The following is a 22,294-nucleotide window of genomic DNA, read 5'->3' on the forward strand; positions in this document are numbered from 1 at the left end:
CACCCCCTCAGGGGATGAGGCTCTCCAGCTGCCGCTGCAGGTCCGCCTGCACCCGTTCCAGGGACTGGCCGGCATCAATCACGGCGTAGCGATCGGGATCCGCCTCGGCGCGCGACCGATACGCCTCCCGGACGCGGCGAAAAAATTCCAACTGCTCACTCTCAAAGCGGTCTGCGGCCCCGGTCCTGGCTGCACGCTCCAGGCCAAGCTCCGGATCCAGGTCCAGCAGCAGAATACGATCAGGGCGCAAGTCACCCTGCACCGTCTGCTCCAGCAGGGCAATCAGGTCCCAGTCCAGCTGCCGGCCCCCGCCCTGGTAGGCATAAGTGGCATCGGTAAACCGATCACAGATTACCCACTCTCCCCGCGCAAGCGCGGGTAATATGACCTCCGCCAGGTGCTGTGCACGGGCGGCAAAGACCATCAGCAGCTCTGCCGTAGGGTCGACAGGTTCCTCGCGGCGGCTTAGCAGCAACTCCCGGAGCTGTTCCGCCAGTGGCGTGCCGCCGGGCTCCCTGGTCTGCACGAAAGGAATCCCCTGCTCCTGCAGCCACCCGGTTACAAAGCGCAGGTTGGTGGACTTACCGACACCTTCTCCGCCCTCCAGGGTGATGAACTTTCCGCGCACCGTCATTCTCCCTGGTCCGGACTCGAGCGATAGTCCGCGCGGCGCTTGAGCTGGTACTCGCGGACCGCACGGTTATGTTCTGCCAGGGTCGAGGAGAAGTGATGGTAGCCATTGCCCTTGGCGACAAAATAGAGGCTGTCGCCCTCCTTCGGGTTCAGGGCCGCACGGATGGCCTCACGGCCCGGCAGCGCAATCGGCGTGGGCGGGAGTCCTTTAATCACGTAAGTGTTGTACGGGGTCGCCTGGCGCAAGTGTACGCGTCGCAGGTTACCGTCGTATTCGTCACCGAGGCCATAGATCACTGTGGGGTCAGTCTGCAGGCGCATACCCTTGTTAAGGCGCCGGACAAATACACCGGCAATCTCGTCGCGTTCCGAGGGTTGGCCGGTTTCTTTCTCCACCAATGAGGCCATGATCAGGGCCTCATAGGGCTCGCTGTAAGGCAGGTCCTCTCCGCGAGCCTGCCACTCCTCATCCAGCACTTTCTGCATGCGCTGGTAGGCTTGCCGTAACAGATCGATATCGGTGGTGCCAGAGCGATAGATGTAGGTGTCGGGGAAAATCCATCCTTCCGGGCTCTGCTCCTCGAACCCGAGCGCCGTGGCAGCACTGCCGGGATCAGCCGCGGCTTCAGTCTGGACGATATTACGACCGGCCCGTACCTGCGCCAGGGCCTGGGCAAAAGTCCAGCCCTCCACCAGGGTGACGCGGTAGCGGGTGACATCCCCGGTGTGCAGCCGCTCTACCAGGTCCATGGCATTGCTGCCATGCGGCACCAGGTACTCTCCGGCATGGATACCGGTCTTGTCCTGCCAGTAGGCATACAACAGCACAACTTTCGGTAGGGATACTGCCCCTTCACTGTGTAACTGGTCCAGCACCTTCGAGAGGCTGCCACCACTGGGCACCTCGAAGCGCAGGCCTTCCTCATTGACGGCCAGCGGCTCCACCAGGCTCTTCTGGTATGCCCACAGGGCGGCGGCCCCAGCCACGAGAGCGAGAACGCCCCCGAGAAGCAGGTAACGCAGAACTTTTGCCCCACGTTTCCGGGTAGGGGTGGCCGCCTTGTCCTGCTTTGTTCGCTTGTTTTTCTTTACCACAATTCTTCCGTCACTAACTGCTGTAACTTGCGGGTCTCAGGCCCTGGCGGCCCGAGCTGGCGTCCATCGAGCGCGACCACCGGCAAGACGCCACGCACGCTGTTGCACAGTGCCAGCTCACCGGCTCGCCAGAGAGTGCCCTCTTCAATATCAACCTCATGCAGGGCTATCCGCTCTGCCAGCCAGTCTCGCATCACGCCTCGCACCCCGCAACGACTCAAGTCGGGAGTCAGCCATCCCTCATCCGTATATAGCAACAGGTTGCAACGGATACTCTCGATGACCCGGCCGGCACTGTCCCGCAGCAGGCCATCTACTGCAAGTCCGGATCCGGGCAACTCGGCTGCAGCACGATTATACCGCGCGCGCTGCAGTAATTTGCAGCCACGGTTGGCAGTTTCACCCGCTTCCAGGCGGGTTTCGCAGAGGTAAAGGCGTACTCCCCGGGCCTGGCCCTCACGCGGGTCCAGGGGATGCAGGGCCAGATCCCAGTAGCCCTTCCCCCCTGCCAGTCGCAAGCGAACCCGGGCTGCATCGGGAACCGCGGCGAGCTCCGGGAGAAACGCCTCTATGTCATTGAGCTGGCTATCTGGCACGGCACCACTGCGCACCAAGCGCTGCCGGTGCAGGTGCCAAAGCGGAATACGCCCCTGTTCCAGCCGCATGGTCTCCAGCAGGCCATCCCCAAGCGCAGCATCAGGCGGGAGATCGCCGGCAGGAGCACCATTGCGGAAATACGCGGGCAGGATCACGGGGGCGGCACCAGGCCGAGGGAAATACTGCCCCGCCACCTGTCGGCGGCGGGGGCGAGGGAATCAGGCACGCCTGAAGACAAGCGAGCCGTTAGTGCCACCGAAACCAAAGGAGTTCGACAGCGCGGCATCAATGTCCATCTTCTGGGCTTCCCAGGGTACCAGGTTGATGCCTCTGCAGGCCTCGTCGACATTGTCGAGGTTGATGGTCGGCGGAGCCACCTGATCACGCAGGGCCAGGACGGAGAAAATCGCCTCGATGGCGCCGGCAGCGCCCAGCAGATGACCGGTCATGGACTTGGTGGAGCTTACCGCGAGCTGTTCCGCTACATCACCGAATACCGCACGCACCGCCGCCACCTCGGCTTTATCGCCGAGCGGCGTGGAGGTACCGTGCGCATTGATGTACTGAAGCTGATCCGCTGAAAGCGCGGCATCATGCAGCGCATTGCGCATGGACAGCGCGGCTCCCGCACCATCCTCGGGCGGTGAGGTCATATGGTGGGCATCGCCACTCATGCCGAAACCGGTGAGCTCCGCGTAAATCCTGGCACCACGGGACTTGGCACGCTCGTACTCTTCGAGTACCAGCACACCGGCGCCCTCGCCCAGGACAAAACCATCGCGGTCGCTGTCCCACGGGCGGCTGGCAGACTTGGGATCGTCATTACGGGTGGAAAGTGCACGCGCCGCACAGAAACCACCGAGCCCCACCGGGGTGGTTACCATCTCCGCGCCACCACAGACCATCACGTCTGCGTCGCCATACTGGATCGTGCGCAGGCCCAGACCGATCGCATGGGTACCAGTAGTACAGGCGGTGGTGGTCGAGAGGTTGGGCCCCTTGAGGCCGTATTTAATCGAAAGGTTACCGGCCACCATATTGATAATGGCTCCCGGCACAAAGAACGGGGAGACGCGGCGCGGGCCCTTTTCCGCAATCAGGAAGGCGTTATCCTCGATCGCACCAATCCCGCCCATACCGGAGCCGATGCAGGCCCCCATTCGTGGCGCATCCTCTTCGTTCACTTCAAGGCCGCTGTCCTGCATGGCCTGGATACCCGCCACCATGCCGTACTGGAGGAAGACGTCCATCTTGCGCGCTTCCTTCGCCGCCATATACGGGGTCGGGTCAAAGTTCTTTACGGTCGCCGCGAAACGCGTGGAAAACGCGGAAACATCGAAAGACTCGATCGGCCCGGCACCGCTAGTGCCAGCGAGGACCCCGGCCCAGGTCTCATCCACGGTATTGCCCAGCGGGCTCACCATGCCCATGCCGGTTACGACTACTCTTCTGCGCGACACTGTTGCTCCCCCGAAAATCATTATTGCACTGACGGATTATCTACGCGCGGCCTATCGACGGAGATCAATCCGGCAGTCACATTTTCCTAGTGGCAATAAAAGGAGAGCCGAACTATGGGACATAGAACGGCTCTCGCGATATTCAGCGACCGGGAAGGTCATGCACTCCCCGGGCTTATTCCTTCCAGCTCGGATTAACCAAGGTTTTCCTTGATGTAATCGATGGCGAGCTGGACGGTAGTGATCTTTTCGGCTTCCTCGTCCGGAATCTCGGTCTCGAATTCCTCTTCCAGGGCCATTACCAGCTCAACTGTGTCGAGGGAGTCAGCGCCCAGATCTTCAACAAATGAGGCTTCAGGCTTTACATCTTCTTCCTTAACGCCCAGTTGTTCAGCAACAATCTTTTTGACGCGCTCTTCAATGCTGCTCATGATTCAATTTAACTCCTAGTGGATGAAAATCTGTTTTAGTCGTTATTTTTTCAGGCCGCCGTTTGATGCGGGTATAACGACCGGCTCACACAGCTTATGGTTAATGCGAGGCGGCATTGTACCCTGAATTCCTCAGGTTGTAATGCACCGCCAGCCCCAACCATAAACTACTCTACAAACTCTTTATATTTCAATAAGTTACGGCTGTTTTTTGAGTGCCAGCTCAAGCCATGTACATGCCGCCATTCACATGAATGGTCTCACCGGTCACATAGCCCCCGGCATCACTGGCCAAAAATGCAACAACGGCAGCGATCTCTTCCGGCTCACCCAGGCGACCGAGCGGGATCTTGGCCATCAGCGCTTCGCGCTGCTCCTCCGGCAGAACGCGAGTCATATCGGTATCGATAAACCCGGGGGCCACCGTATTCACCGTAATCCCGCGAGAGCCGACCTCAGCGGCCAGAGACCGCCCAAAGCCCGCCACTCCGGCTTTTGTGGCAGCATAGTTACTCTGTCCGGCGTTACCCATACTGCCGACCACGGAGCTGATATTGACGATACGCCCCCAGCGCGCCTTGGTCATGTCACGCAGGCAGCCCTTGGTGACACGGTAGACGGCGCTCAGGTTGGTGTCGATGACCGACGCCCACTCTTCATCCTTCATTCGCATCAGCAGGTTGTCTTTGGTGATGCCGGCATTGTTGACGAGAATAGTCGGGGCACCGAACTCCTCTTTCACCGCCGCCAGCAGGGCCGCCAGGCTGTCTGCACTGGTTACGTCCAGCACCTTACCTGCTCCCTTCAAGCCTTTCTCGGCCAGGCGCGCACTGATTTTTTCGGCACCGGCCTCGGAGGTTGCAGTGCCAATCACCGTGGCACCGAGGTCACCCAGGGTATCGGCAATCGCGGCACCGATGCCGCGACTGGCTCCGGTAACCAGGGCAACCTTGTCGTTCAGGGACGTTGTTATTGTCATTACTGCTCCAGGATCGCTTATTCAGCGGTTGCCAGCGCCGCCTCTGAAAGCTGCACTGGGGTTTCAATATTCATTGCAGTGAGGCTGCGATCGATTCGCTTCGCCAATCCGGCCAGGACCTTGCCGGGGCCGCATTCAACCAGCTGTTCCACACCATCTGTCGCCATCGCCTGCACACAGGCGGTCCAGCGGACCGGGCTGTATATTTGCTCAACCATCAGCGCCTTGATGGCGGCAGGGTCCATCTCCCTGCGCGCATGCACATTGTGTACCACGGGGATTTCGGGCACGTGAAATTCTGTCTGCTCGATCTTCGGCGCCAATTTTTCCGCCGCCGGACGCATCAGTTCGGTGTGGAAAGGGGCACTGACCGGCAACGGCATGGCACGCTTGGCTCCCGCCGCCTTGCAGCTGTCAATCGCCCGCTCGACCGCGGCCTTGCTACCGGCAATTACGACCTGCCCCGGTGAGTTGTAGTTCACTGCCGCAACAACTTCGCCCTGGGCGGCGTCACTGCAGGCCGCCTCCACCGCCGCATCATCCAGTCCGATCACCGCGGCCATAGCGCCCTCGCCCGCAGGAACGGCTTCCTGCATCAGGCGGCCGCGCTCGCGCACCAGACTGACTGCTTCAGTAAATGACAGGACACCGGCACAAACCAGCGCGGACCATTCGCCCAGGCTGTGGCCGGCCATGACGGCCGGGCGGGCACCACCGCGGGCACGCCAGGCCCGGTAAAGGGCGACACTGGCCGTGAGCAACAGTGGCTGGGTACGCTCCGTGAGGTTGATATCAGCCTGCTCGCCGTTCTGGCAAAGATCCCAGAGGTCGTAACCGAGCACCCCGGAGGCCTCCGAAAAAGTGGACCGGACTTCCGGGAATTCACCCGCCGCATCGGCGAGCATGCCGATCTGCTGGGAACCCTGGCCGGGAAAGACGAATGCGAGCCTTGCATTGGTCATGGGACATCCTTACACCTGTTTGCATTATTGGTGAGGGACCGGCCCGTGCATCTCTGACATGGCGCGGCCTACCCGGCCGGCGAGATCCGCATCAGCGCACTCTTTGGCGGTGATCATCGCCCGGTAAAATGCCTCACTACTGGCACCACCGTGGCTCTTGATCACGTTGCCCTTCACCCCTAAAAAGCTGGCGCCATTATAGCGGGCGGGTTCCACCTGTGTACGCCATTTTCGCAACAGCTTTATGGCTAACTGGCCAAAAAAACGCTTGAAAGGCGTCTTCTTTTCGATCGTAAAGGCTTTTTGACCCATAAGTCTAATGACGCCCTCGGCGGACTTCATTGCCACATTCCCCAGCAGCCCGTCACAGACCACCACATCCACACACCCGGTGAATATATCGTGCCCCTCAACAAACCCCGCGTAATGGATCCCCGGATCAGCCTCAAACAGCTCAGCGGCGCGACGAATCTCCTCGGTCCCCTTATGCGCCTCCGCACCGATATTCAAAAGTGCGACCTGTAATTCGCACTTATTGGCGTGCACACGCTGGGCCTCGATGCCCATGCGCGCAAACTGCAACAGGTCCTCAGCACTACAATCAATATTGGCGCCCAGGTCGAGCAGGAAACAGGAGCCCCGCTCAGTTGGCAGCGACTTGCCCAGCGCCGGCCGGCGAACGCCATCGATTGTGCCCAGGATACTGCGGGACAGCGCCAGCAGCGCACCGGTGTTACCGGAGCTGACCACTGCCTGCACCTCGCCGTCTGCCAGAGCCTGCAATGCACGCCCCATCGACGAATCACGCTTGCGGCGGACGGCCTGGATCGGATTGCACTGCTGGGTAATGACCTGATCGCAGCCCACCACCTGCAGGCGTCGGCTCAGGGAAGGTTTATGCTGCTCCTCGAGGAGCCGGGTAAGGAGGTCGCGGGGGCCGAAGAGCTTCAGCTCCGCTTCGGGAAATCGCTGGAGAAACCGGACACAGGCCGGAACGACAGAGCGGGGACCTAAGTCCCCGCCCATCGCATCCACGGCCAATCGTAATTGGCTGGACAAGACTTACTCTTCTTCAGAGCCGCCGACATCGATCACTTTGCGACCGCGGTAGAAGCCGTCTTTGGTCACGTGATGACGACGGTGCTTCTCACCGGTAGTCGGATCGACGGAAAGAGCCGCACCTGTGTCCAGCGCGTCGTGGGAACGACGCATGCCGCGACGGGAACGGGTCTTTTTGTTTTGTTGAACAGCCATGGCTTGCTCCTAAAATCAACAAGTTACACTGGAACCGGGGCGCCTACCGGCGAGCCCAAACTCGGCGGGAGTCACTCAGGACTTACCCGACGAACCCTTCAACTGTTCCAGCACTTTAAAGGGGTTTTCCCGCTGCTCATCCTCCCCTGCTGACTCATCACCGGCGCGGAAATGCTCGCTGGCGACGCATTCCTCATCGTGGTAAGCCACCATAGGCAGGTTGAGCAAAATCTCATCTTCCAGTACTTCGTACAGGTCCAGTTCATCACTGTCCTGAATGACCGGATCCAGCTCCTTGGGCAGCGCCTTGCCCTGCTCCTCGGACCAGACGACACCCCAATGGAACTCTCCCTCTACCGGAACCGGCATGGGCTGCAGGCAGCGCTGACAAAGCAGCGTGACCGCCCCGTGCACCTGCCCGGTTACGGTAAAGTGGCCCTGCAGGTCCCTGGCAAATTCCAGGTCCGCCCGCACATCCTCCTCTACAGAGTCTACTGCTGCAGCCAGTCGCTCAAGCCCGGCCACCGGAACCTTGCCCGAAAGCTGTTGTTCTCGCTGTACCAGCTTGCGCGCATCAATGCGCCGCGGCAGCTCTGATTTAGAGGGGGGTATCGACATAAGCGCGCAATTCTATGGACTCGCCTCACCCTTGTCAAAACAATTCAGCCCGCTCAATATCCGGGCTGCAAACCAATCCCGGCCATGATGCGAGGATCACCCAAAGCCATGACCTACCCCCTGATTCTAGCCTCAAGCTCCCCGTACCGGCGCGCACTGCTCGAACAGCTCGAGCTCCCTTTCGAGTGTGCATCACCCCATATAAATGAAGAAGCATTAACCGGGGAGAGCGGGCCGGAACTGGCCGCCCGACTGGCAAGCGAGAAGGCCCGCGCACTCGCCGCGCGCTACCCCCACGGACTGATCATCGGCTCCGACCAGGTGGCCGAATGCGACGGAAGACTTCTGGGCAAGCCAGGCACGCCGGAAAAAGCCGAGGAACAGCTCTCAGCCTGCAGCGGGCGCCGCGTATGCTTCCACACCGGCCTGAGCCTCCTGCAAGCGGCGTCCGGCCGCCAGCTGACCCAAGTCGAGCCCTTCAGCGTTATTTTCCGTGAGCTCACTCCGGGGCAGATCCGCCGCTATGTAGAGCGAGAGCAGCCACTGGATTGCGCTGGTTCGTTTAAAGTTGAAGGATTGGGGATAGCACTTTTCGAAAAAATGGAAGGATCTGACTATAACAGCCTGATCGGCCTCCCATTAATTCGACTGGTCAACATGCTGAGGCAGTTTGACATCGATCCGCTAACCCCGGCAAAAGCCCCTACCGGGAAGTAGTAGCATCCCTCAGGGGACAAGCGGCGGCCAGCACAGCAACTCTGAAAAGTGGTCGATAATCACCCTCGGCTTCCACGCCTGGAGACGATCGGGCTCGTGCACCCCGTAACTGACCCCTATGGAGGGCATATCGAGGGCGGCCGCCATTTCCAGGTCGTAGACAGTGTCCCCCACCATCACCGCATCCTCGGGGCGACAGCCCGTCTCCCGCAGGATCTCCTGCAGCATTCGCGGGTGAGGCTTGGAGGCGGTCTCGTCGGCGCAACGGCTGGAACGGAACAGGTCATGCAGCCCGCGCTCACCCAGTTCGCGATCGAGCCCGCGCCGGCTCTTGCCGGTGGCCACAGCCAGCTGGTGCCCCGCCCCCAGCAGCCGATCCAGGGTAGGCAGGACGCCATCAAAAAGGGGGAGCGGCTCCCCGCGGGCAGCCAGCCACTCCTCGGAATAGTATGCGCGCATCCGCTCGCGCTGGTCGCTGCCGGCCTCCGGAAACAGCGCCACCAGCGCCTCCGGCAGACCGAGCCCGATAATATTGCCAATCGCCGCCGGCTCCAGCACCGGCAGCCCCGCCCGCTCGGAGGCCCTCTGCATGCACTGAACTATGCGCTCGGCGGAGTTACAGACAGTGCCATCCCAATCAAGAATCACCAGCATCCCGGTCACCTGCTCAACTACAAAATCATCGACTGCCGGAGCATTATCGCCGCAGCGTTGCCAGCACCGACTCGAGCTCCGGGGACAGAGGCGCCTCCACCCGAACCTTCTCGCCACCGGGAAGGGAACAACTAACACTGGCGGAATGGAGGAACAACCGCTTGAGGCCCAGCCCCCTGAACCGGCGATTGTCATCATCCGGCGTGTACTTCGCATCCCCGGCCAGCGGGCAACCGACAAACTGCGCATGGACACGTATCTGGTGCGTGCGGCCGGTTACCGGCTCTGCCGCCAGCAGGGTCGCACCATCAAAGCGCTCCAGAACCTGGAACCGGGTCTGCGACGGCTTGCCGTCCGCCGCCACCGACACCATGCGCTCCCCGCTCTTGAGGGTATTCTTGCGCAGCGGGGCCTCCACCAGCTTGCGCCCCCGGGGCCACTTGCCACACGCCAGCGCCAGGTAGGACTTACCCACCCTGCCCGCGCGCAGCTCGGCCTGCACGTGCTGGAGCACCGAACGCTTGCGGGCCACCATGATGGCACCGCTGGTATCCCGGTCCAGGCGATGCACCAGCTCGATAAAGGGACTCTGCGGGTACATCTGCCGCAAAACCTCGATGAGCCCGAGGCGAACACCGCTACCACCATGAACCGCGAGCCCGGATGGCTTGTTGACCACCAGCAATCCCCCCTCATCATAAAGTATGGATTGCTCCACCAGGGTTCGCAGTGACTCACCGGCAACCGCCGGCGGAGCCTGCTCCGCGGTGCGGATCGGCGGCACCCGCACCCGGTCACCGGCCTGAAGCCGGTATTCGGCCTTTACCCGCCCTTTGTTCACCCGCACTTCACCCTTGCGCAGGATGCGGTAGATACGCGAGCGGGGCACCCCCTTGAGGCGCGCCTGAAGGAAGTTGTCGATACGCTGGCCTGCCAGGTCGGGCGGAACTGTCAGGAACCGTACGCCGGGAGAGCCAGCACTGGGGGATTCGGCGGCCGGGCTGGCCTTACCGGAGGGGTCATTACTTCGCATGGGCGCATGATAGCGGCAGCGCGACTGCAATTGAAGCAACTTCCGGGCCATGCTATATTCGAGCAGGCTGAATTGGGCTGGTTTTCGGCGATGCGCGGCTTCCGAAGTTGTTGGCTCAGGCATCGCTCAAGAGAAAATACCGCCAATCGGCCGGTGCGCGGACAACCGCGACATCAACAAAACTCTGTCGATGAGGCAGGCCCCGACCAGAATGTACCGGGCGCCTCGTCGGCTACTGACTCCCGCCTGACCGGCGGGTATTTATCGCGAAGGTAAGACGGGCTGAGACCCGCAGCGCTTGAAGAAAGACTCAGGACACTTTACGTCCCGCTCTGTTTCAGCTGGCCAGCGATCGAACTGGCCCACCGGGCAGCACACGAAGACCAAGCGAGCCCGGTCGACACAAATACAGAAACGAAGGGGCCCGGCCACAAGCCGGAAACGACAGAGCCGGACGACAAAAGTATTTCCCCGCCGCCGGGGTTTGCGCGTGACGCACACCTTTTCATATGGCGGCCCTGCAGGTAGCGGTATTTCCCGCTGACCCGCAGGTGGTGCCCGGAAGCGGCACCGGAGACCCAAAGGCTGCACTGCCAACTGCGTGCAGCCCGAGGTACGGCAGCGAGACCGCCGGGTCAACACCGCCCTGCCCCAGGGGCGGCGGAGCGACCCCTGTTCCCTGCAAGACTGTGCGGAAATTCCGCACAGCACCTGAACAACAAGCCTGCGACCTCAGTGTCTGGCCTTTGCGCAACGCAAGGATATAAGACACGCATGAAGAGAATGCTGATTAACGCAACTCAACCTGAAGAGTTGCGTGTAGCTCTGGTAGACGGCCAGTGGCTCTACGACCTGGATATCGAAAACCGCACCCGCCAGCAGAAAAAAGCCAACATTTACAAGGGCAAGATCACTCGCGTCGAGCCTTCCCTGGAAGCTGCCTTCGTCGACTACGGCGAGGAACGACACGGTTTCCTTCCACTGAAAGAAATCTCCAGGGAATATTTCGTTAAACAGCCCAAGGACATCGAAGGCCGCATCAAGATCAAGGATGTGGTCAAGGAAGGTATGGAAGTTATTGTCCAGGTGGACAAAGAGGAGCGCGGCAACAAGGGTGCCGCCCTCACCACTTTCATCAGCCTCGCGGGTCGCTACCTCGTCCTGATGCCTAACAACCCCCGCGCCGGCGGTATCTCCCGTCGTATTGAGGGCGATGATCGCTCCGAGCTGCGCGATGCCCTTTCCAGCGTGGAAATCCCCTCCGGCATGGGCATTATTGTCCGTACCGCCGGCGTTGGCCGTAGCGGTGAGGAGCTCCAGTGGGACCTGAATTACCTGCTGCAGCTCTGGGATGCCATCAAGAAAGAGGCCGACGACTCCAAGGCGCCGCACTTCCTGTTCCAGGAAAGTAACGTCATCATCCGCGCAATCCGTGACTACATGCGCGACGACATCGGTGAAGTCATTGTCGATGACAAGGGCGCCTACCAGCTGGCCGCCGAGTTCGCACGCCAGGTGATGCCCCACTACGCCAACAAGGTGAAGTACTACGAAGACGCGATTCCGCTCTTCAACCGCTACCAGATCGAAAGCCAGATCGAGACGGCCTTCGAGCGCGAGGTCAAGTTACCCTCCGGCGGTTCCATCGTCATCGACGTCACAGAGGCCCTGATCTCCATCGACATCAACTCCTCCCGTGCCACCAAGGGTGGGGATATCGAGGAGACAGCGCGCTCCATCAACCTGGAGGCCGCGGACGAAATCGCCCGCCAGCTGCGCCTGCGCGATATGGGCGGCCTGGTGGTCATCGACTTTATCGATATGCAGAACAAGTCGAACCAGCGCGAAGTGGAAAAGCGCATGGAAAAGGCCCTCGGCATGGACCGGGCCCGAGTACAGATCGGCCGCATTTCCCGCTTCGGCCTGCTGGAGATGTCCCGGCAGCGCCTGCGCCCATCCCTCGGGGAAACCACCTTCCGGGTCTGCCCCCGCTGTAGCGGCCAGGGCACCATTCGCGGCACCAAGTCGCTGGCACTGTCCATCCTGCGCCTGGTAGAGGAAGAGGCGAAGAAAGAGCGCAGTGCGGAAATCCGGGCCATCTGCCCGGTCAATGTCGCCACCTACCTGCTCAACGAGAAGCGCAAGGCGATTTCCCAGATCGAGTCGCGCAACAATACCCGTGTAGTGGTGGTGCCGAGCGCCGATCTGGAAACCCCGCATTTCGAGGTTCAACGGCTGCGGGATGACGACACAGCGACCCTCGAAACCTCCTACAAGATTGCAGGCACCCTCGAGGAGGCCCCGGACCAGGAAGAGGAGCCGATGCGGGCACCCGCCCAGCCCGCAGTGCAGCAGATCGCCCACACAGCACCTGCACCTACTCCCACTGAAAAGCCGGCGGCACCCGCTGCGGCGAAGGCCAAGCCCGGCCTGATCTCACGCCTGATCAGCGCCATCTCTGCCCTATTCTCCGGTGAGGAAGAAGAGGCCAAGACCAAGAAACACAAGAAAACCAAAGGCCGTGGCAAGAACTACCAGAAGCGCGGTCGCGGGGGCAGCCAGCGCGGCAGCCGCGGTGGCCGCACCAATCGGGGCGGTCGACGTCGTGAGGAATCCCGTCGCGAGGAGAAACCAGCCGAAAAACAGGCGGACAAGCGAGAGGAGAAGCGCCAGGAAAAACGCGAGGAAAAGCGTGAAGACAAGGCCACTACCGCCAAGCGCGATGAAGGCCAGGGCGGCGAGCGCCCACAGCGTCGCCGCCGCCGTCGTCGCGGTGGTGAGGGACGTCGCCGTCGCGAGGAAGGCCAGCAGCCAACTGCGGAAAAGGTAGCTTCCGGGGAAGTTGCCGAAACCTCCGGTGATGCCGCTGAGACCGAGGGCCAGGAGCGCCCGGCGCGTCGCCCAGGCAACGTCCGCGGCCGTCCGCAGCCCCGTCGTCGCGGTCGCCGCGGTGAGAATAAAGCGGCGGCTGCCGTAGCCCAGAACCAGGAAGAGCTGGATCGTGAGGTCAATGAGGCCATCGACGAAGCCGAGGGTGAGGCCAAGAAATCTGCCGACAAGCAACAGCAGGCCCCTGTAGAGGCTGCTGCCGGCCAGAAGCCGGAGGCCGCTACAGAAGGCAAGCGTGAGCCGAAGGCAGAGCGCCAGCCCCGCAAGCCGAAGGAAGCCAAGGCGGAAGAGACCACCAAGCCCGTGAGCGACAAGGGCAAAGGTAAAGCCGAGGGCGAGGGCGAGGCCGCGGACGAAAAGGCTAAGCGGAAACCCCGTCGCCAGCGGGAAGCACGCAAGGATTCCGGCGAGGAGGCGGAGCGCTCCGCGAAAGCCGCTGAGCGCAGTGGCGACCGGGACCAGCAGCGCCCGGAGGAGGCCCCGGCGCCGAGCCCGGCAGCACCGGAGCCGGAAACTGCAGGTGCACCCGGCAAGGCTCCGGACGCCGAGAGCCAGGTCACCACTGCCGCTGTCTCTACTGATGAGGAAGCCGGCGAAGCGCCACGTACCGATACTGTGAAAGCCGAAGCGCCTGAAGCAGTCGCAACGGCACCTGCGCAGCCCGAGCCTGAGGAAGCTGCCGAATCGGCGGCAGAAGCCCAGCAACCGGAACCGGAAGCAGTAGCTGAAGCTGCTGAAGCACCGGCACCCGCAGCTGCAGAGCAGCCAGAGGAGCCGGCTGCTGAAGCACCCGCGGCAGCCCCGGTTGCAGCTGAGCCGAAGCAGGCAGCCCCGACCGGTGCTACGCCCGCTCGAGCCAGCAACGATCCGCGAGTGAACCCGAAACCGCTGGGTGCACTGGCGATCGTCACCGAGCAGCGCGATATGGGACTCAACCAGCCGCTGGACACGTCCACCCCGGCTGCGATTGAGCATAAGCCCCGCGCCATCACGCGTCCGGCCAACGATCCACGCGTCGCGCGTGAGGCGAACCAGGCCAACGACGAGGACGGCTCCGCCCAGGCGAGCTGACCAGACAGGAGGCCCGTGCCCGCCACGGGCCTCCCACGTCACTCGCACAGGCACCGAAATTGTTTAAAAATACAGCTAACCTATTGAACTGCCTAAAAAAATTATCCACGCCCTTGTACCCGACAACCACGTCGGTATAATGCGCCGGACAATCTGGTGGGGTGGCTGAGTGGTCGAAAGCGGCGGTCTTGAAAACCGTTGACTGTAACAGGTCCCAGGGTTCGAATCCCTGCCCCACCGCCATACAATACAGCCCGGCTTTATGCCGGGCTTTTTTGTATGGTGCTACGGTGGATTTGGATAAGAACCCCGTTCGACCCGGAGGGCGACGCCCGGAGAGCCGCGAGCATAGCGAAGCGCATCCCCCACCGCCATATAAGGAAACCCGGCTCCACGCCGGCTTTTTTTATATGGGGTTGGGACAGATTTGGATAAGAACCCCGTTCGAGCCGGAGCTGGCACAGCCAGCGGAGACCAGCGAGCGCAGCGGAGCTACCCGGAGGGCGTCAGCCCGGAGAGCCGCGAGCGCAGCGAAGCGCATCCCTGCCCCTTGCCCCACTATCCGACGATCTGGAAATGAGGTCGGTGTGCCTAAAGGCTTCCCCGGGACCCCATCCCTGTCCAGTGTGGGCGTAAATAAATCCTGCGACGTTCTTTGCCTTGTATCAGGCTGCCCTGGCCGAGGACCGGCACGAAGGGCAATTCCCTCCACTACACTAGGCCTCAAGCCGGGATTAGCCGCCGACACCGAAAAAGTGCCCAGGGAGCGCCTTTAATGAGCACCAAACCTTATATTCGCCTCGAGAAAGACAACGCCGCGGTACTATTGGTCGACCACCAGACCGGTCTGTGCTCATTGGTCCGGGATATAGAACCTGACAAGTTCAAGAATAATGTCCTGGCGCTGACAGACCTCGCCAAGTACTTCCAGCTGCCCACTATCCTCACCACCAGCTTTGAAGACGGGCCCAATGGCCCCCTGATGCCTGAAATCAAAGACAGCTTTCCCGATGCCCCCTATATTGCCCGGCCAGGGCAGATCAATGCCTGGGACAATGAGGACTTCGTGAAGGCAGTAAAGGCCTCCGGGCGCAAACAGTTGATTATTGCCGGCATTGTCACCGAGGTATGTGTAGCATTTCCCGCCCTGGCCGCCATCGAAGAAGGTTTCGAGGTCTTTGTAGTCACTGACGCTTCAGGTACTTTCGACCCATTTACCCGACATTCTGCCTGGGGCCGAATGGCCGCAGCCGGGGCGCAGCTGATGACCTGGTTTGGCGTGGCCTGCGAACTGCACCGGGACTGGCGGAACGATGTTGAGGGACTGGCCAGGTTACTTGCCGACCACATCCCCGACTACGCCAACCTGATCAGTAGCCACGATTCAGCGAGCAGTAACCCGAGCCCCTGATGTCCGATCATCCCTGGGTTAACGCAGAACTCCACAATCTCGCGCCATCAAGCTATCGCCGGCGTTGATGGTGCCCATTTACTACAACTATCCCGAAGCAGGGTCTATACAGTAAGAATCCCCATGTCCCGCCTGCGCGCGGACATGGTCTATCCTCATGTCACTGAAAAAACGGTGAGTGACGCATATGCACGATCCAAAATCCTCTGAAGCCTCCTCAAAGGCGACGCCTGAAGAAGCAAAGATCAAATGGCTGGTGTTTCTCAGTTCGGTTATTGGGATCTTCCTGTTCTCCCTCTGGGCGATGATTTTCACCGAACAGGCCAGCAGCGTAATTTTTGGCGTGCTCGCGTGGATATCCGGCAGTTTCGGTTGGTTTTACTTCCTGGCGGTTGTCGCCTACCTGATTTTTGTCATTTTCATCGCAGCATCCAAGTATGGCGACGTGAAGCTGGGGCCGGATCATGCTGAACCTGAGTTCAATGTGATCACCTGGGCCGCAATGCTGTTCGCGGCAGGCATCGGTATCGACCTTATCTTCTATTGCATCGTCGAGCCTATAACGCAGTTCATGACACCACCAGTGGGTGAAGGTGGCACGGAAGAGGCGGCCCGCAACGCCATGGCCATCACCTTCCTGCACTGGGGCCTCTCTGGCTGGGGGGTATACACGCTGGTAGGAATGTCACTGGCGTTTTTCAGCTATCGCCATGGCCTGCCCCTGACAATCCGCTCCTCGCTCTACCCTCTGTTTGGTAAACGCATCTACGGCCCCATCGGCCATGCCGTGGATATCGCCGCAGTACTCGGTACCGTCTTCGGTGTCGCCACCAGCCTCGGCATCGGCATCATCCAGCTGAATTTTGGCCTCAAGTATATGTTCGGGGTCCCGGAAGGCACCTTGACCCAGTCCGCCCTGGCCATCCTGATTGTGATCTTTGCGGCAATTTCGGCAGCGACAGGGGTCGAGAGAGGGATTCGCAGACTTTCTGAATTCAATATGCTGCTGGCGATCATACTGATGTTGTTCGTACTGATCAGCGGCCAGACCCGCTTCCTGCTGGATGCCTTTGTCACCAATATGGGCGACTATATCCAGAACTTTATCGGGTTTTCATTCAATACCTTTGCCTTCGACCCGCCCCAGGACTGGCTCAATGCCTGGACCATATTCTTCTGGGCCTGGTGGATCGCCTGGGGTCCGTTCGTAGGCCTCTTCCTGGCGCGGATATCCCGGGGGCGCACAATCCGTTCTTTCGTCGCCGGCACCCTGATCCTGCCCTTCCTGTTTATGGCCGCATGGATGTCCATCATGGGTAACTCGGCCATCGACCTGGTGCTTGAAGGCGCGACTGAGTTTGGCAACAGAGCCATTGAGAAACCGGGTTCGGCTATTTACCTGTTCCTCGAGCAGATGCCCTGGACCGTGGTAAGTACGATCGCGGTCACGATTCTCTCGATTGTCTTCTTTGTAACTTCCGGTGACTCCGGATCACTGGTGCTGTCAAACCTGACCACCCGCCTCACCGACCCCAATCACGACGCACCGCCCTGGATGCGAATCCTCTGGGCTGGAATCATTGGTATTGTCACCGTGGCACTACTGATGACCGGCGGCCTCTCGGCCCTGCAGAGTGCCGTCGTCATCATGGGCCTGCCATTCGCGTTCGTCCTCATCATGATGATGATGGGGCTCACCAAGGCCTTACGCCTGGAAGGGATGAAGACCGCAAGTATGCAGGACACCCTATCCGCCCAGCTGTCGGGTCGGACGGTATCCAGGGAGGGACATGCAAACTGGGCACAGCGACTGACAAGGGCCATCAGTTTCCCGACCCTGAAACAGGTGGAGCAGTTTATTGAAAAGACGGCAAAGCCGGCTTTTGAAGCGGTCAAGGAGGAGCTTGAAGAACAGGGTCACCCCGTGCGCATTTCTAGTGACACTGGCGAGAATCTCCACCTGTCGCTCGACGTAGGGCTCGGCGAGGAGCTGGACTACACCTATCAGCTGTGGCCACGGCAGTGTTCCATGCCGGCATTTACCATGCGTGCCGAAAAGCCCCGCTCCAGCTATTACCGGCTTGAACCACACTTGCGTGAGGGCGGACTCACCTATGATTTGATGGGTTATACAAAGGAACAGCTGATCGGTGATATCGTCGACCACTTTGAGGTCCACATGCAGTACCTGCACATGAAGCGGGAAATGGCAAACCGTACACCCGGTGAAGGCGACGAGCCGGGTCCGGCATAAGGGGGAGTGGAATCGATGGCAGACCAATCGTTTGACCAGACAGTTGACTACATCGTAGTCGGGGCCGGCTCTGCCGGGGCAGTGGTTGCCAGCCGGCTGAGTGAGGACAGCACGACCACTGTGTTGCTGCTGGAGTACGGAGGGAAGGACAATTCCATTTTCATCCGGATGCCGTCTGCCTTTTCGATCCCACTCAACATGCCCAAGTTTGACTGGGAGTTCTATACCGAGCCGGAACCGGGCCTGCACGGTCGCCGTATTCACCAGGCCCGGGGCAAGGTGATCGGGGGTTCCTCCTCCATCAACGGTATGGCCTTCGTGCGTGGCTGCAAGGGTGATTATGACGAGTGGGTGGAAAGCGGGGCTGAGGGATGGGGATATGCCGACGTACTGCCCTACTTCCGGCGCTCCGAGCACTGTGTTTATGGCGCCGATGAATACCGCGGAGACAAGGGGCCAATTACCGCCTGCAACGGCAACAATATGAAAAACCCGCTGTATCGCGCGTTCATAGAAGCGGGCAAGCAGGCGGGATACGGGTACACAGAGGACTACAACGGCTACCGGCAGGAAGGTTTCGGCCGCATGGACATGAGTGTACGCGATGGCGTGCGCTGCTCCACAGCCCTGGCCTACCTCAAGCCGTCCCTGACCCGGGACAACCTTGAGCTCAAAATGCATGCCCTCACCACCCGGGTAATCATGGAGGGTAAGAAGGCCGTCGGGGTCGAGTATGAACAGGGCGGCAAGACCTTCCGGGCGCGCGCCAATCGGGAGGTCATACTTTCAGCCAGTACATTCAACTCTCCCAAGCTATTGATGCTCTCCGGCATCGGTCCGGCGGATCACCTCAAGGAGCACGGTATCGAAGTGGTACATGACCTCCCCGGGGTAGGACAGAACCTGCATGACCACCTTGAGGTCTGGGTACAGCAGGAGTGCAAACAGAAGATTACCCTGAACGGTTCCCTGGGCCCGCTATCGAAAGCCTGGATAGGCATCAACTGGCTGCTGTTCAAGCGTGGGCTTGGCACATCCAACCATTTCGAATCCAACGGCTACATACGAAGTCGCGCCGGCCTCCAGTACCCGGATATCCAGTACCACTTCCTCGCCGGAGCCATCGCCTACGATGGTTCCAGCGCAGTCGAAGGGCACGGCTTCCAGGTACACCTGGGATGCAACAAACCCCTGAGCCGCGGCTGGGTAAAGCTGAAGTCAGCGGATCCACGCCAGGCACCGGAAATGGTGTTCAACTATTTCGCACGCGAAGAGGACAAGCAGGCATTTCGCGCTGGCCTCCACTTTACCCGCGAAATATTCGCACAGGCGGCCATGGATCCCTACCGGGGTCGGGAAATCTCTCCCGGCCCGGATGTGCAGAATGATGACGAAATCGACAACTGGCTGGCAGAGACCGCGGAGACAGCCTACCACCCGGCAGGCAGTTGCCGGATGGGTACGGATGAAATGGCGGTGGTTGATCCCGAGTGCCGGGTCAGGGGCATCGAGAACCTGAGGGTCGTGGATTCCTCGATTATGCCCACCGTGACCAATGGCAACCTGAACGCACCCACCATCATGATTGGTGAAAAGGGGGCGGACCATATCCGGGGCAAGGGCATGCTGGAACCCTCAACGGCTGATAGCTTCTTTGCGCCAAACTGGGAAGAAGCCCAGAGGGAAGGTACCGCCGAGCGGCCTGTGGAGGACTGAGTCTCCCGCGCCTTTCGCAACCCGGCATTTGAGCTGGCAGCCCTGGGAGACCCCCGGGGCTGCTGTCGATTAGTAAGGAGCGTCGACATCGCCCTCGGCGACATATACGGTCTTCAGCCGGGTGTAATGCTCGAATGCGCGGCGGCTGTTTTCCTTACCGATCCCCGACTGCTTGAAGCCGCCAAAAGGCATCTCTATCGGCGTCAAATTGTAGTGGTTGATCCAGACGATACCCGAGTCGAGGCCATCTGCAACACGGTGCGCCCGCTGGATGTCCCGGGTAAACAAGCCCCCGGCAAGGCCAAAGTGGGTTTTGTTCGCCCTTTCCAGCACCTCATCCTCAGTGGAAAAGCCCAGTAGCGACAAAACGGGCCCAAAGATTTCCTCCTTCACGATCGTCATGTCATCGGTGAGTCCGTCGAAGATCGTGGGCTCCACGAAATTACCATTCTCCAAGCCTTCCACCCGGGCTCGCCCTCCCCCGATCAGGAGCTTGCCACCCTCCTCCTTGCCTTTCTCCATGTAGGCCAGGACCCCTTGCATGTGATCGGCACTGATCATCGGGCCTACATCGGTATCGGGATCCAGGGGGTCACCTACCTTGAGCTTGCGGGTGCGCGCCAATAATTTCTCGACAAATGACTCCTTGATCGATTCATGTACAAATACCCGGGTGCTGTTGGTGCAGATCTGTCCCTGGGTGTAGAAGTTGCCCAGCATCGCCGCACCCACGGCATTATCCAGGTCTGCGTCCTCGAAAATGATCAGTGGTGACTTGCCACCGAGCTCCAGGGTGACCGCCTTGAGCGTATCAGCGGCGGCGCGCATGACTGCCTTCCCGGTCCCCACTTCACCGGTCAGGGAAATCTTGGCAATATCGGGATGTGCGGTCAGGGCCTGTCCGGTTTCCGCAAAGCCCTGCACCACATTGAACACACCGTCGGGGAGGCCCGCATCGCGAAACAGCTCGGCAAGACGCAAGGCCGATAATGGCGTGAGTTCGGCCGGCTTGAAGATCATCGCGTTGCCGGCCGCCAGTGCCGGGGCCGATTTCCACGCGGCAATCTGCAGTGGGTAATTCCAGGCACCGATGCCGGCACAGATACCCAGGGGTTCCGGGCGGGTGTAGAAGAAGCCCCCGGGCACAGCCTGGTACTCACCGTGCAATGAGGCGGCCTGCCCACCGAAGAACTCCAGGCAATCCGCTGCAGAGCCCACATCCGCCTCGGGGGTTTCTGCAATCGGCTTGCCGCCATCGAGGGATTCGAGGCGGGCCAGTTCATCACAGTGCTCCCGCAACAGGTTAGCCGCCTTGACCAGCACACGTCCCCGCTCGGCTCCGCTCATTGCGGCCCATTGCGCCTGTCCCTCACGCGATGACTCCACCGCCCGCTCCACATCTGCCTTTCCGGCCTGCGCGACCCTGCAGATCACCTCACCGGTGGCAGGGTTATGGGTGTCAAAGTATTTACCATCGGCAGGAGTGACATACTCCCCATGTATCCAGAGGAGTCGGTCATTGGAATCCGGCATTGTGATCTCCCACAAGGTAAAAGGGTTTCATGTGATGAGTCCAGGCGAGCCAGGCAGCACTGGTGGCACTGACTGCATCGGGGACTTCAGGCGATCAGCGGGGACGGGCAGTCAAAGGAAAATCGCAAGGACTGCCCTGCGAGCTAGAAACTCCGGGTAATACTGAATACCGCCTCGCCATCTGTCAGTTTAGGCCTGGCCAGGAAGGGGTCAACGCCATCAGTATCATACCAGCGAAGGTCGAGGGTCCAGTCCTCAATGGAGTAATCCATCCCGATGTCGTAGTAAACATAGTTGAGATTGTCAAAGGCAGACTCGAATCTCTGTTCACCAACACGTGCGGATATGGAGAAGTTGTCGGGCAGCTGATAGGCCAGGGTCACTTCATAAGCCAGGGCCGAGACCTCGTCCAGGAAGTCCTCACCGAAATAGTTATCTGCATACCAGACACTGGGAGTAATGGAGAAATCATCCAATGTCCAGGTGACGTAAACGTATACCTCACCATAATTCAGGTCGAACGGGGAACCGGGATAGTTGTATGACCAGTAGCCGATATCGTAACTGAAATTGCTTTCACCAAAGTTGCCGGCCATCCCCACATATGGATCCAGCTCCATGCTGTTTCCGGTGCCACCGAAGTCGGTGTTGGAGGCCCAGACCCCCAGGTAGAAGCCCGCATCGTGGCTCCAGTTCATGTCCGCCTGGACCTGTGGCCGCAGGTTGGAGTTCGAAATGCTCCGGAACATATAGTCACTGGCGATCATGGCGCTGCCGCCAAAAGTACCGAAAGAGGGTTCTTCGCTCTCCTCCTCTTCCGGTTCCTGCGCGGAAGCGGTTACCGGCACCAGCGCCGAAATCAGTAAACCGGTAATGAATAAGTTACGGCCAGTTAACAGATGCATGTGGATCTTCCTTGATGAGTCCGCCGTCATGCGGGAACGCCTTTCTCTGGTGGTTAGGCTACATATAGGCAAAATGCGCAAC

At 60.3% G+C, this 22,294-nt stretch carries 19 protein-coding genes and 1 tRNA gene; 6 read left to right on the forward strand and 14 right to left on the reverse strand.

The window, feature by feature from the left end:
* Positions 1–7: 7 nt before the first annotated feature.
* The 10 genes from tmk to LVD11_RS04335 form a co-directional block, all read right to left on the reverse strand.
* A complete protein-coding gene (tmk, locus tag LVD11_RS04290) occupies positions 8–634 on the reverse strand; it encodes a dTMP kinase (protein WP_237056596.1) in 627 nt (208 codons plus the stop codon).
* Positions 631–1,728 (reverse strand): endolytic transglycosylase MltG, encoded by a 1,098-nt coding sequence (gene mltG / locus LVD11_RS04295; protein ID WP_237056598.1) that lies wholly within the window; start codon positions 1,726–1,728, stop codon positions 631–633. The genes tmk and mltG overlap by 4 nt, the downstream gene beginning before the upstream one ends.
* Positions 1,722–2,480, reverse strand: a complete 759-nt coding sequence (locus LVD11_RS04300) for an aminotransferase class IV (protein ID WP_237056600.1) — start codon at positions 2,478–2,480, stop codon at positions 1,722–1,724. The genes mltG and LVD11_RS04300 overlap by 7 nt, the downstream gene beginning before the upstream one ends.
* Before the next feature lie 63 nt (positions 2,481–2,543).
* Positions 2,544–3,785, reverse strand: a complete 1,242-nt coding sequence (gene fabF / locus LVD11_RS04305; protein WP_237056602.1) for a beta-ketoacyl-ACP synthase II — start codon at positions 3,783–3,785, stop codon at positions 2,544–2,546.
* 194 nt (positions 3,786–3,979) lie between these two features.
* Positions 3,980–4,216 carry an acyl carrier protein gene (gene acpP, locus LVD11_RS04310; RefSeq protein ID WP_067080870.1) on the reverse strand — a complete coding sequence of 79 codons (237 nt, stop codon included), beginning with the start codon at positions 4,214–4,216 and terminating at the stop codon, positions 3,980–3,982.
* Positions 4,217–4,439: 223 nt separating this feature from the next.
* Positions 4,440–5,195 (reverse strand): 3-oxoacyl-ACP reductase FabG, encoded by a 756-nt coding sequence (gene fabG / locus LVD11_RS04315; protein WP_237056605.1) that lies wholly within the window; start codon positions 5,193–5,195, stop codon positions 4,440–4,442.
* Positions 5,196–5,212: 17 nt separating this feature from the next.
* Entirely contained in the window at positions 5,213–6,157 is a 945-nt protein-coding gene (fabD, locus tag LVD11_RS04320; RefSeq protein WP_237056607.1) for an ACP S-malonyltransferase, read from the reverse strand.
* A 24-nt stretch (positions 6,158–6,181) separates the two neighbouring features.
* Positions 6,182–7,216, reverse strand: coding sequence for a phosphate acyltransferase PlsX (gene plsX / locus LVD11_RS04325; protein WP_237056609.1), 1,035 nt, complete (start codon positions 7,214–7,216; stop codon positions 6,182–6,184).
* A 3-nt stretch (positions 7,217–7,219) separates the two neighbouring features.
* The gene (rpmF, locus tag LVD11_RS04330) at positions 7,220–7,411 is read right to left on the reverse strand and encodes a 50S ribosomal protein L32 (protein WP_237056611.1); all 192 of its coding nucleotides are present in this window, start codon (positions 7,409–7,411) and stop codon (positions 7,220–7,222) included.
* Between the two features lie 75 nt (positions 7,412–7,486).
* Positions 7,487–8,029 (reverse strand): YceD family protein, encoded by a 543-nt coding sequence (locus tag LVD11_RS04335; RefSeq protein WP_237056614.1) that lies wholly within the window; start codon positions 8,027–8,029, stop codon positions 7,487–7,489.
* Positions 8,030–8,137: 108 nt separating this feature from the next.
* Here LVD11_RS04335 and LVD11_RS04340 point away from each other — a divergent pair, with 108 nt between their 5' ends.
* The gene (locus tag LVD11_RS04340) at positions 8,138–8,746 is read left to right on the forward strand and encodes a Maf family protein (protein WP_237056621.1); all 609 of its coding nucleotides are present in this window, start codon (positions 8,138–8,140) and stop codon (positions 8,744–8,746) included.
* 9 nt (positions 8,747–8,755) lie between these two features.
* On the opposite strand, the gene LVD11_RS04345 is transcribed toward LVD11_RS04340, so the two are convergent.
* On the reverse strand, positions 8,756–9,400 hold the full coding sequence (locus LVD11_RS04345; protein ID WP_237056623.1) for an HAD-IA family hydrolase: 645 nt from the start codon (positions 9,398–9,400) through the stop codon (positions 8,756–8,758).
* A gap of 43 nt (positions 9,401–9,443) precedes the next feature.
* Positions 9,444–10,484 carry a 23S rRNA pseudouridine(955/2504/2580) synthase RluC gene (rluC, locus tag LVD11_RS04350; RefSeq protein WP_237056626.1) on the reverse strand — a complete coding sequence of 347 codons (1,041 nt, stop codon included), beginning with the start codon at positions 10,482–10,484 and terminating at the stop codon, positions 9,444–9,446.
* A 723-nt stretch (positions 10,485–11,207) separates the two neighbouring features.
* Here rluC and rne point away from each other — a divergent pair.
* From rne to betA, 5 genes are all read left to right on the forward strand, one after another.
* Positions 11,208–14,393: a ribonuclease E gene (gene rne, locus LVD11_RS04355; protein WP_237056629.1), complete on the forward strand. Its 3,186-nt coding sequence runs from the start codon at positions 11,208–11,210 to the stop codon at positions 14,391–14,393.
* 155 nt (positions 14,394–14,548) lie between these two features.
* Positions 14,549–14,636, forward strand: a tRNA-Ser gene (locus tag LVD11_RS04360).
* A gap of 532 nt (positions 14,637–15,168) precedes the next feature.
* Positions 15,169–15,804 (forward strand): isochorismate family cysteine hydrolase YcaC, encoded by a 636-nt coding sequence (ycaC, locus tag LVD11_RS04365; protein ID WP_237056631.1) that lies wholly within the window; start codon positions 15,169–15,171, stop codon positions 15,802–15,804.
* Positions 15,805–15,991: 187 nt separating this feature from the next.
* The gene (gene betT, locus LVD11_RS04370) at positions 15,992–18,058 is read left to right on the forward strand and encodes a choline BCCT transporter BetT (RefSeq protein WP_237056633.1); all 2,067 of its coding nucleotides are present in this window, start codon (positions 15,992–15,994) and stop codon (positions 18,056–18,058) included.
* 15 nt (positions 18,059–18,073) lie between these two features.
* Complete coding sequence (gene betA, locus LVD11_RS04375; RefSeq protein WP_237056635.1) at positions 18,074–19,774, forward strand: choline dehydrogenase; 1,701 nt, start codon at positions 18,074–18,076, stop codon at positions 19,772–19,774.
* Between the two features lie 69 nt (positions 19,775–19,843).
* Here the strand turns inward: betA and betB are convergent, their stop codons facing one another.
* Both betB and LVD11_RS04385 read right to left on the reverse strand, forming a co-directional pair.
* Positions 19,844–21,307 carry a betaine-aldehyde dehydrogenase gene (gene betB / locus LVD11_RS04380; RefSeq protein WP_237056637.1) on the reverse strand — a complete coding sequence of 488 codons (1,464 nt, stop codon included), beginning with the start codon at positions 21,305–21,307 and terminating at the stop codon, positions 19,844–19,846.
* Positions 21,308–21,450: 143 nt separating this feature from the next.
* A complete protein-coding gene (locus LVD11_RS04385; RefSeq protein WP_237056639.1) occupies positions 21,451–22,212 on the reverse strand; it encodes a TorF family putative porin in 762 nt (253 codons plus the stop codon).
* Positions 22,213–22,294: the final 82 nt, after the last annotated feature.

It is taken from the genome of Microbulbifer sediminum (assembly GCF_021729035.1).
GTDB classification, from domain to species: Bacteria; Pseudomonadota; Gammaproteobacteria; order Pseudomonadales; family Cellvibrionaceae; genus Microbulbifer; species Microbulbifer sediminum.

Excerpts from the sequence above, each read along its gene's own strand:
- LVD11_RS04345 (WP_237056623.1), bottom strand. The coding sequence starts at position 9,400 with ATGCTGGTGATTCTTGATTGGGATGGCACTGTCTGTAACTCCGCCGAG.
- betB (WP_237056637.1), bottom strand. The coding sequence starts at position 21,307 with ATGCCGGATTCCAATGACCGACTCCTCTGGATACATGGGGAGTATGTC.
- acpP (WP_067080870.1), bottom strand. The coding sequence starts at position 4,216 with ATGAGCAGCATTGAAGAGCGCGTCAAAAAGATTGTTGCTGAACAACTG.
- fabD (WP_237056607.1), bottom strand. The coding sequence starts at position 6,157 with ATGACCAATGCAAGGCTCGCATTCGTCTTTCCCGGCCAGGGTTCCCAG.
- rpmF (WP_237056611.1), bottom strand. The coding sequence starts at position 7,411 with ATGGCTGTTCAACAAAACAAAAAGACCCGTTCCCGTCGCGGCATGCGT.
- ycaC (WP_237056631.1), top strand. The coding sequence starts at position 15,169 with ATGAGCACCAAACCTTATATTCGCCTCGAGAAAGACAACGCCGCGGTA.
- LVD11_RS04385 (WP_237056639.1), bottom strand. The coding sequence starts at position 22,212 with ATGCATCTGTTAACTGGCCGTAACTTATTCATTACCGGTTTACTGATT.
- betA (WP_237056635.1), top strand. The coding sequence starts at position 18,074 with ATGGCAGACCAATCGTTTGACCAGACAGTTGACTACATCGTAGTCGGG.
- LVD11_RS04340 (WP_237056621.1), top strand. The coding sequence starts at position 8,138 with ATGACCTACCCCCTGATTCTAGCCTCAAGCTCCCCGTACCGGCGCGCA.
- rne (WP_237056629.1), top strand. The coding sequence starts at position 11,208 with ATGAAGAGAATGCTGATTAACGCAACTCAACCTGAAGAGTTGCGTGTA.
- betT (WP_237056633.1), top strand. The coding sequence starts at position 15,992 with ATGCACGATCCAAAATCCTCTGAAGCCTCCTCAAAGGCGACGCCTGAA.
- tmk (WP_237056596.1), bottom strand. The coding sequence starts at position 634 with ATGACGGTGCGCGGAAAGTTCATCACCCTGGAGGGCGGAGAAGGTGTC.
- LVD11_RS04335 (WP_237056614.1), bottom strand. The coding sequence starts at position 8,029 with ATGTCGATACCCCCCTCTAAATCAGAGCTGCCGCGGCGCATTGATGCG.
- rluC (WP_237056626.1), bottom strand. The coding sequence starts at position 10,484 with ATGGCCCGGAAGTTGCTTCAATTGCAGTCGCGCTGCCGCTATCATGCG.
- fabG (WP_237056605.1), bottom strand. The coding sequence starts at position 5,195 with ATGACAATAACAACGTCCCTGAACGACAAGGTTGCCCTGGTTACCGGA.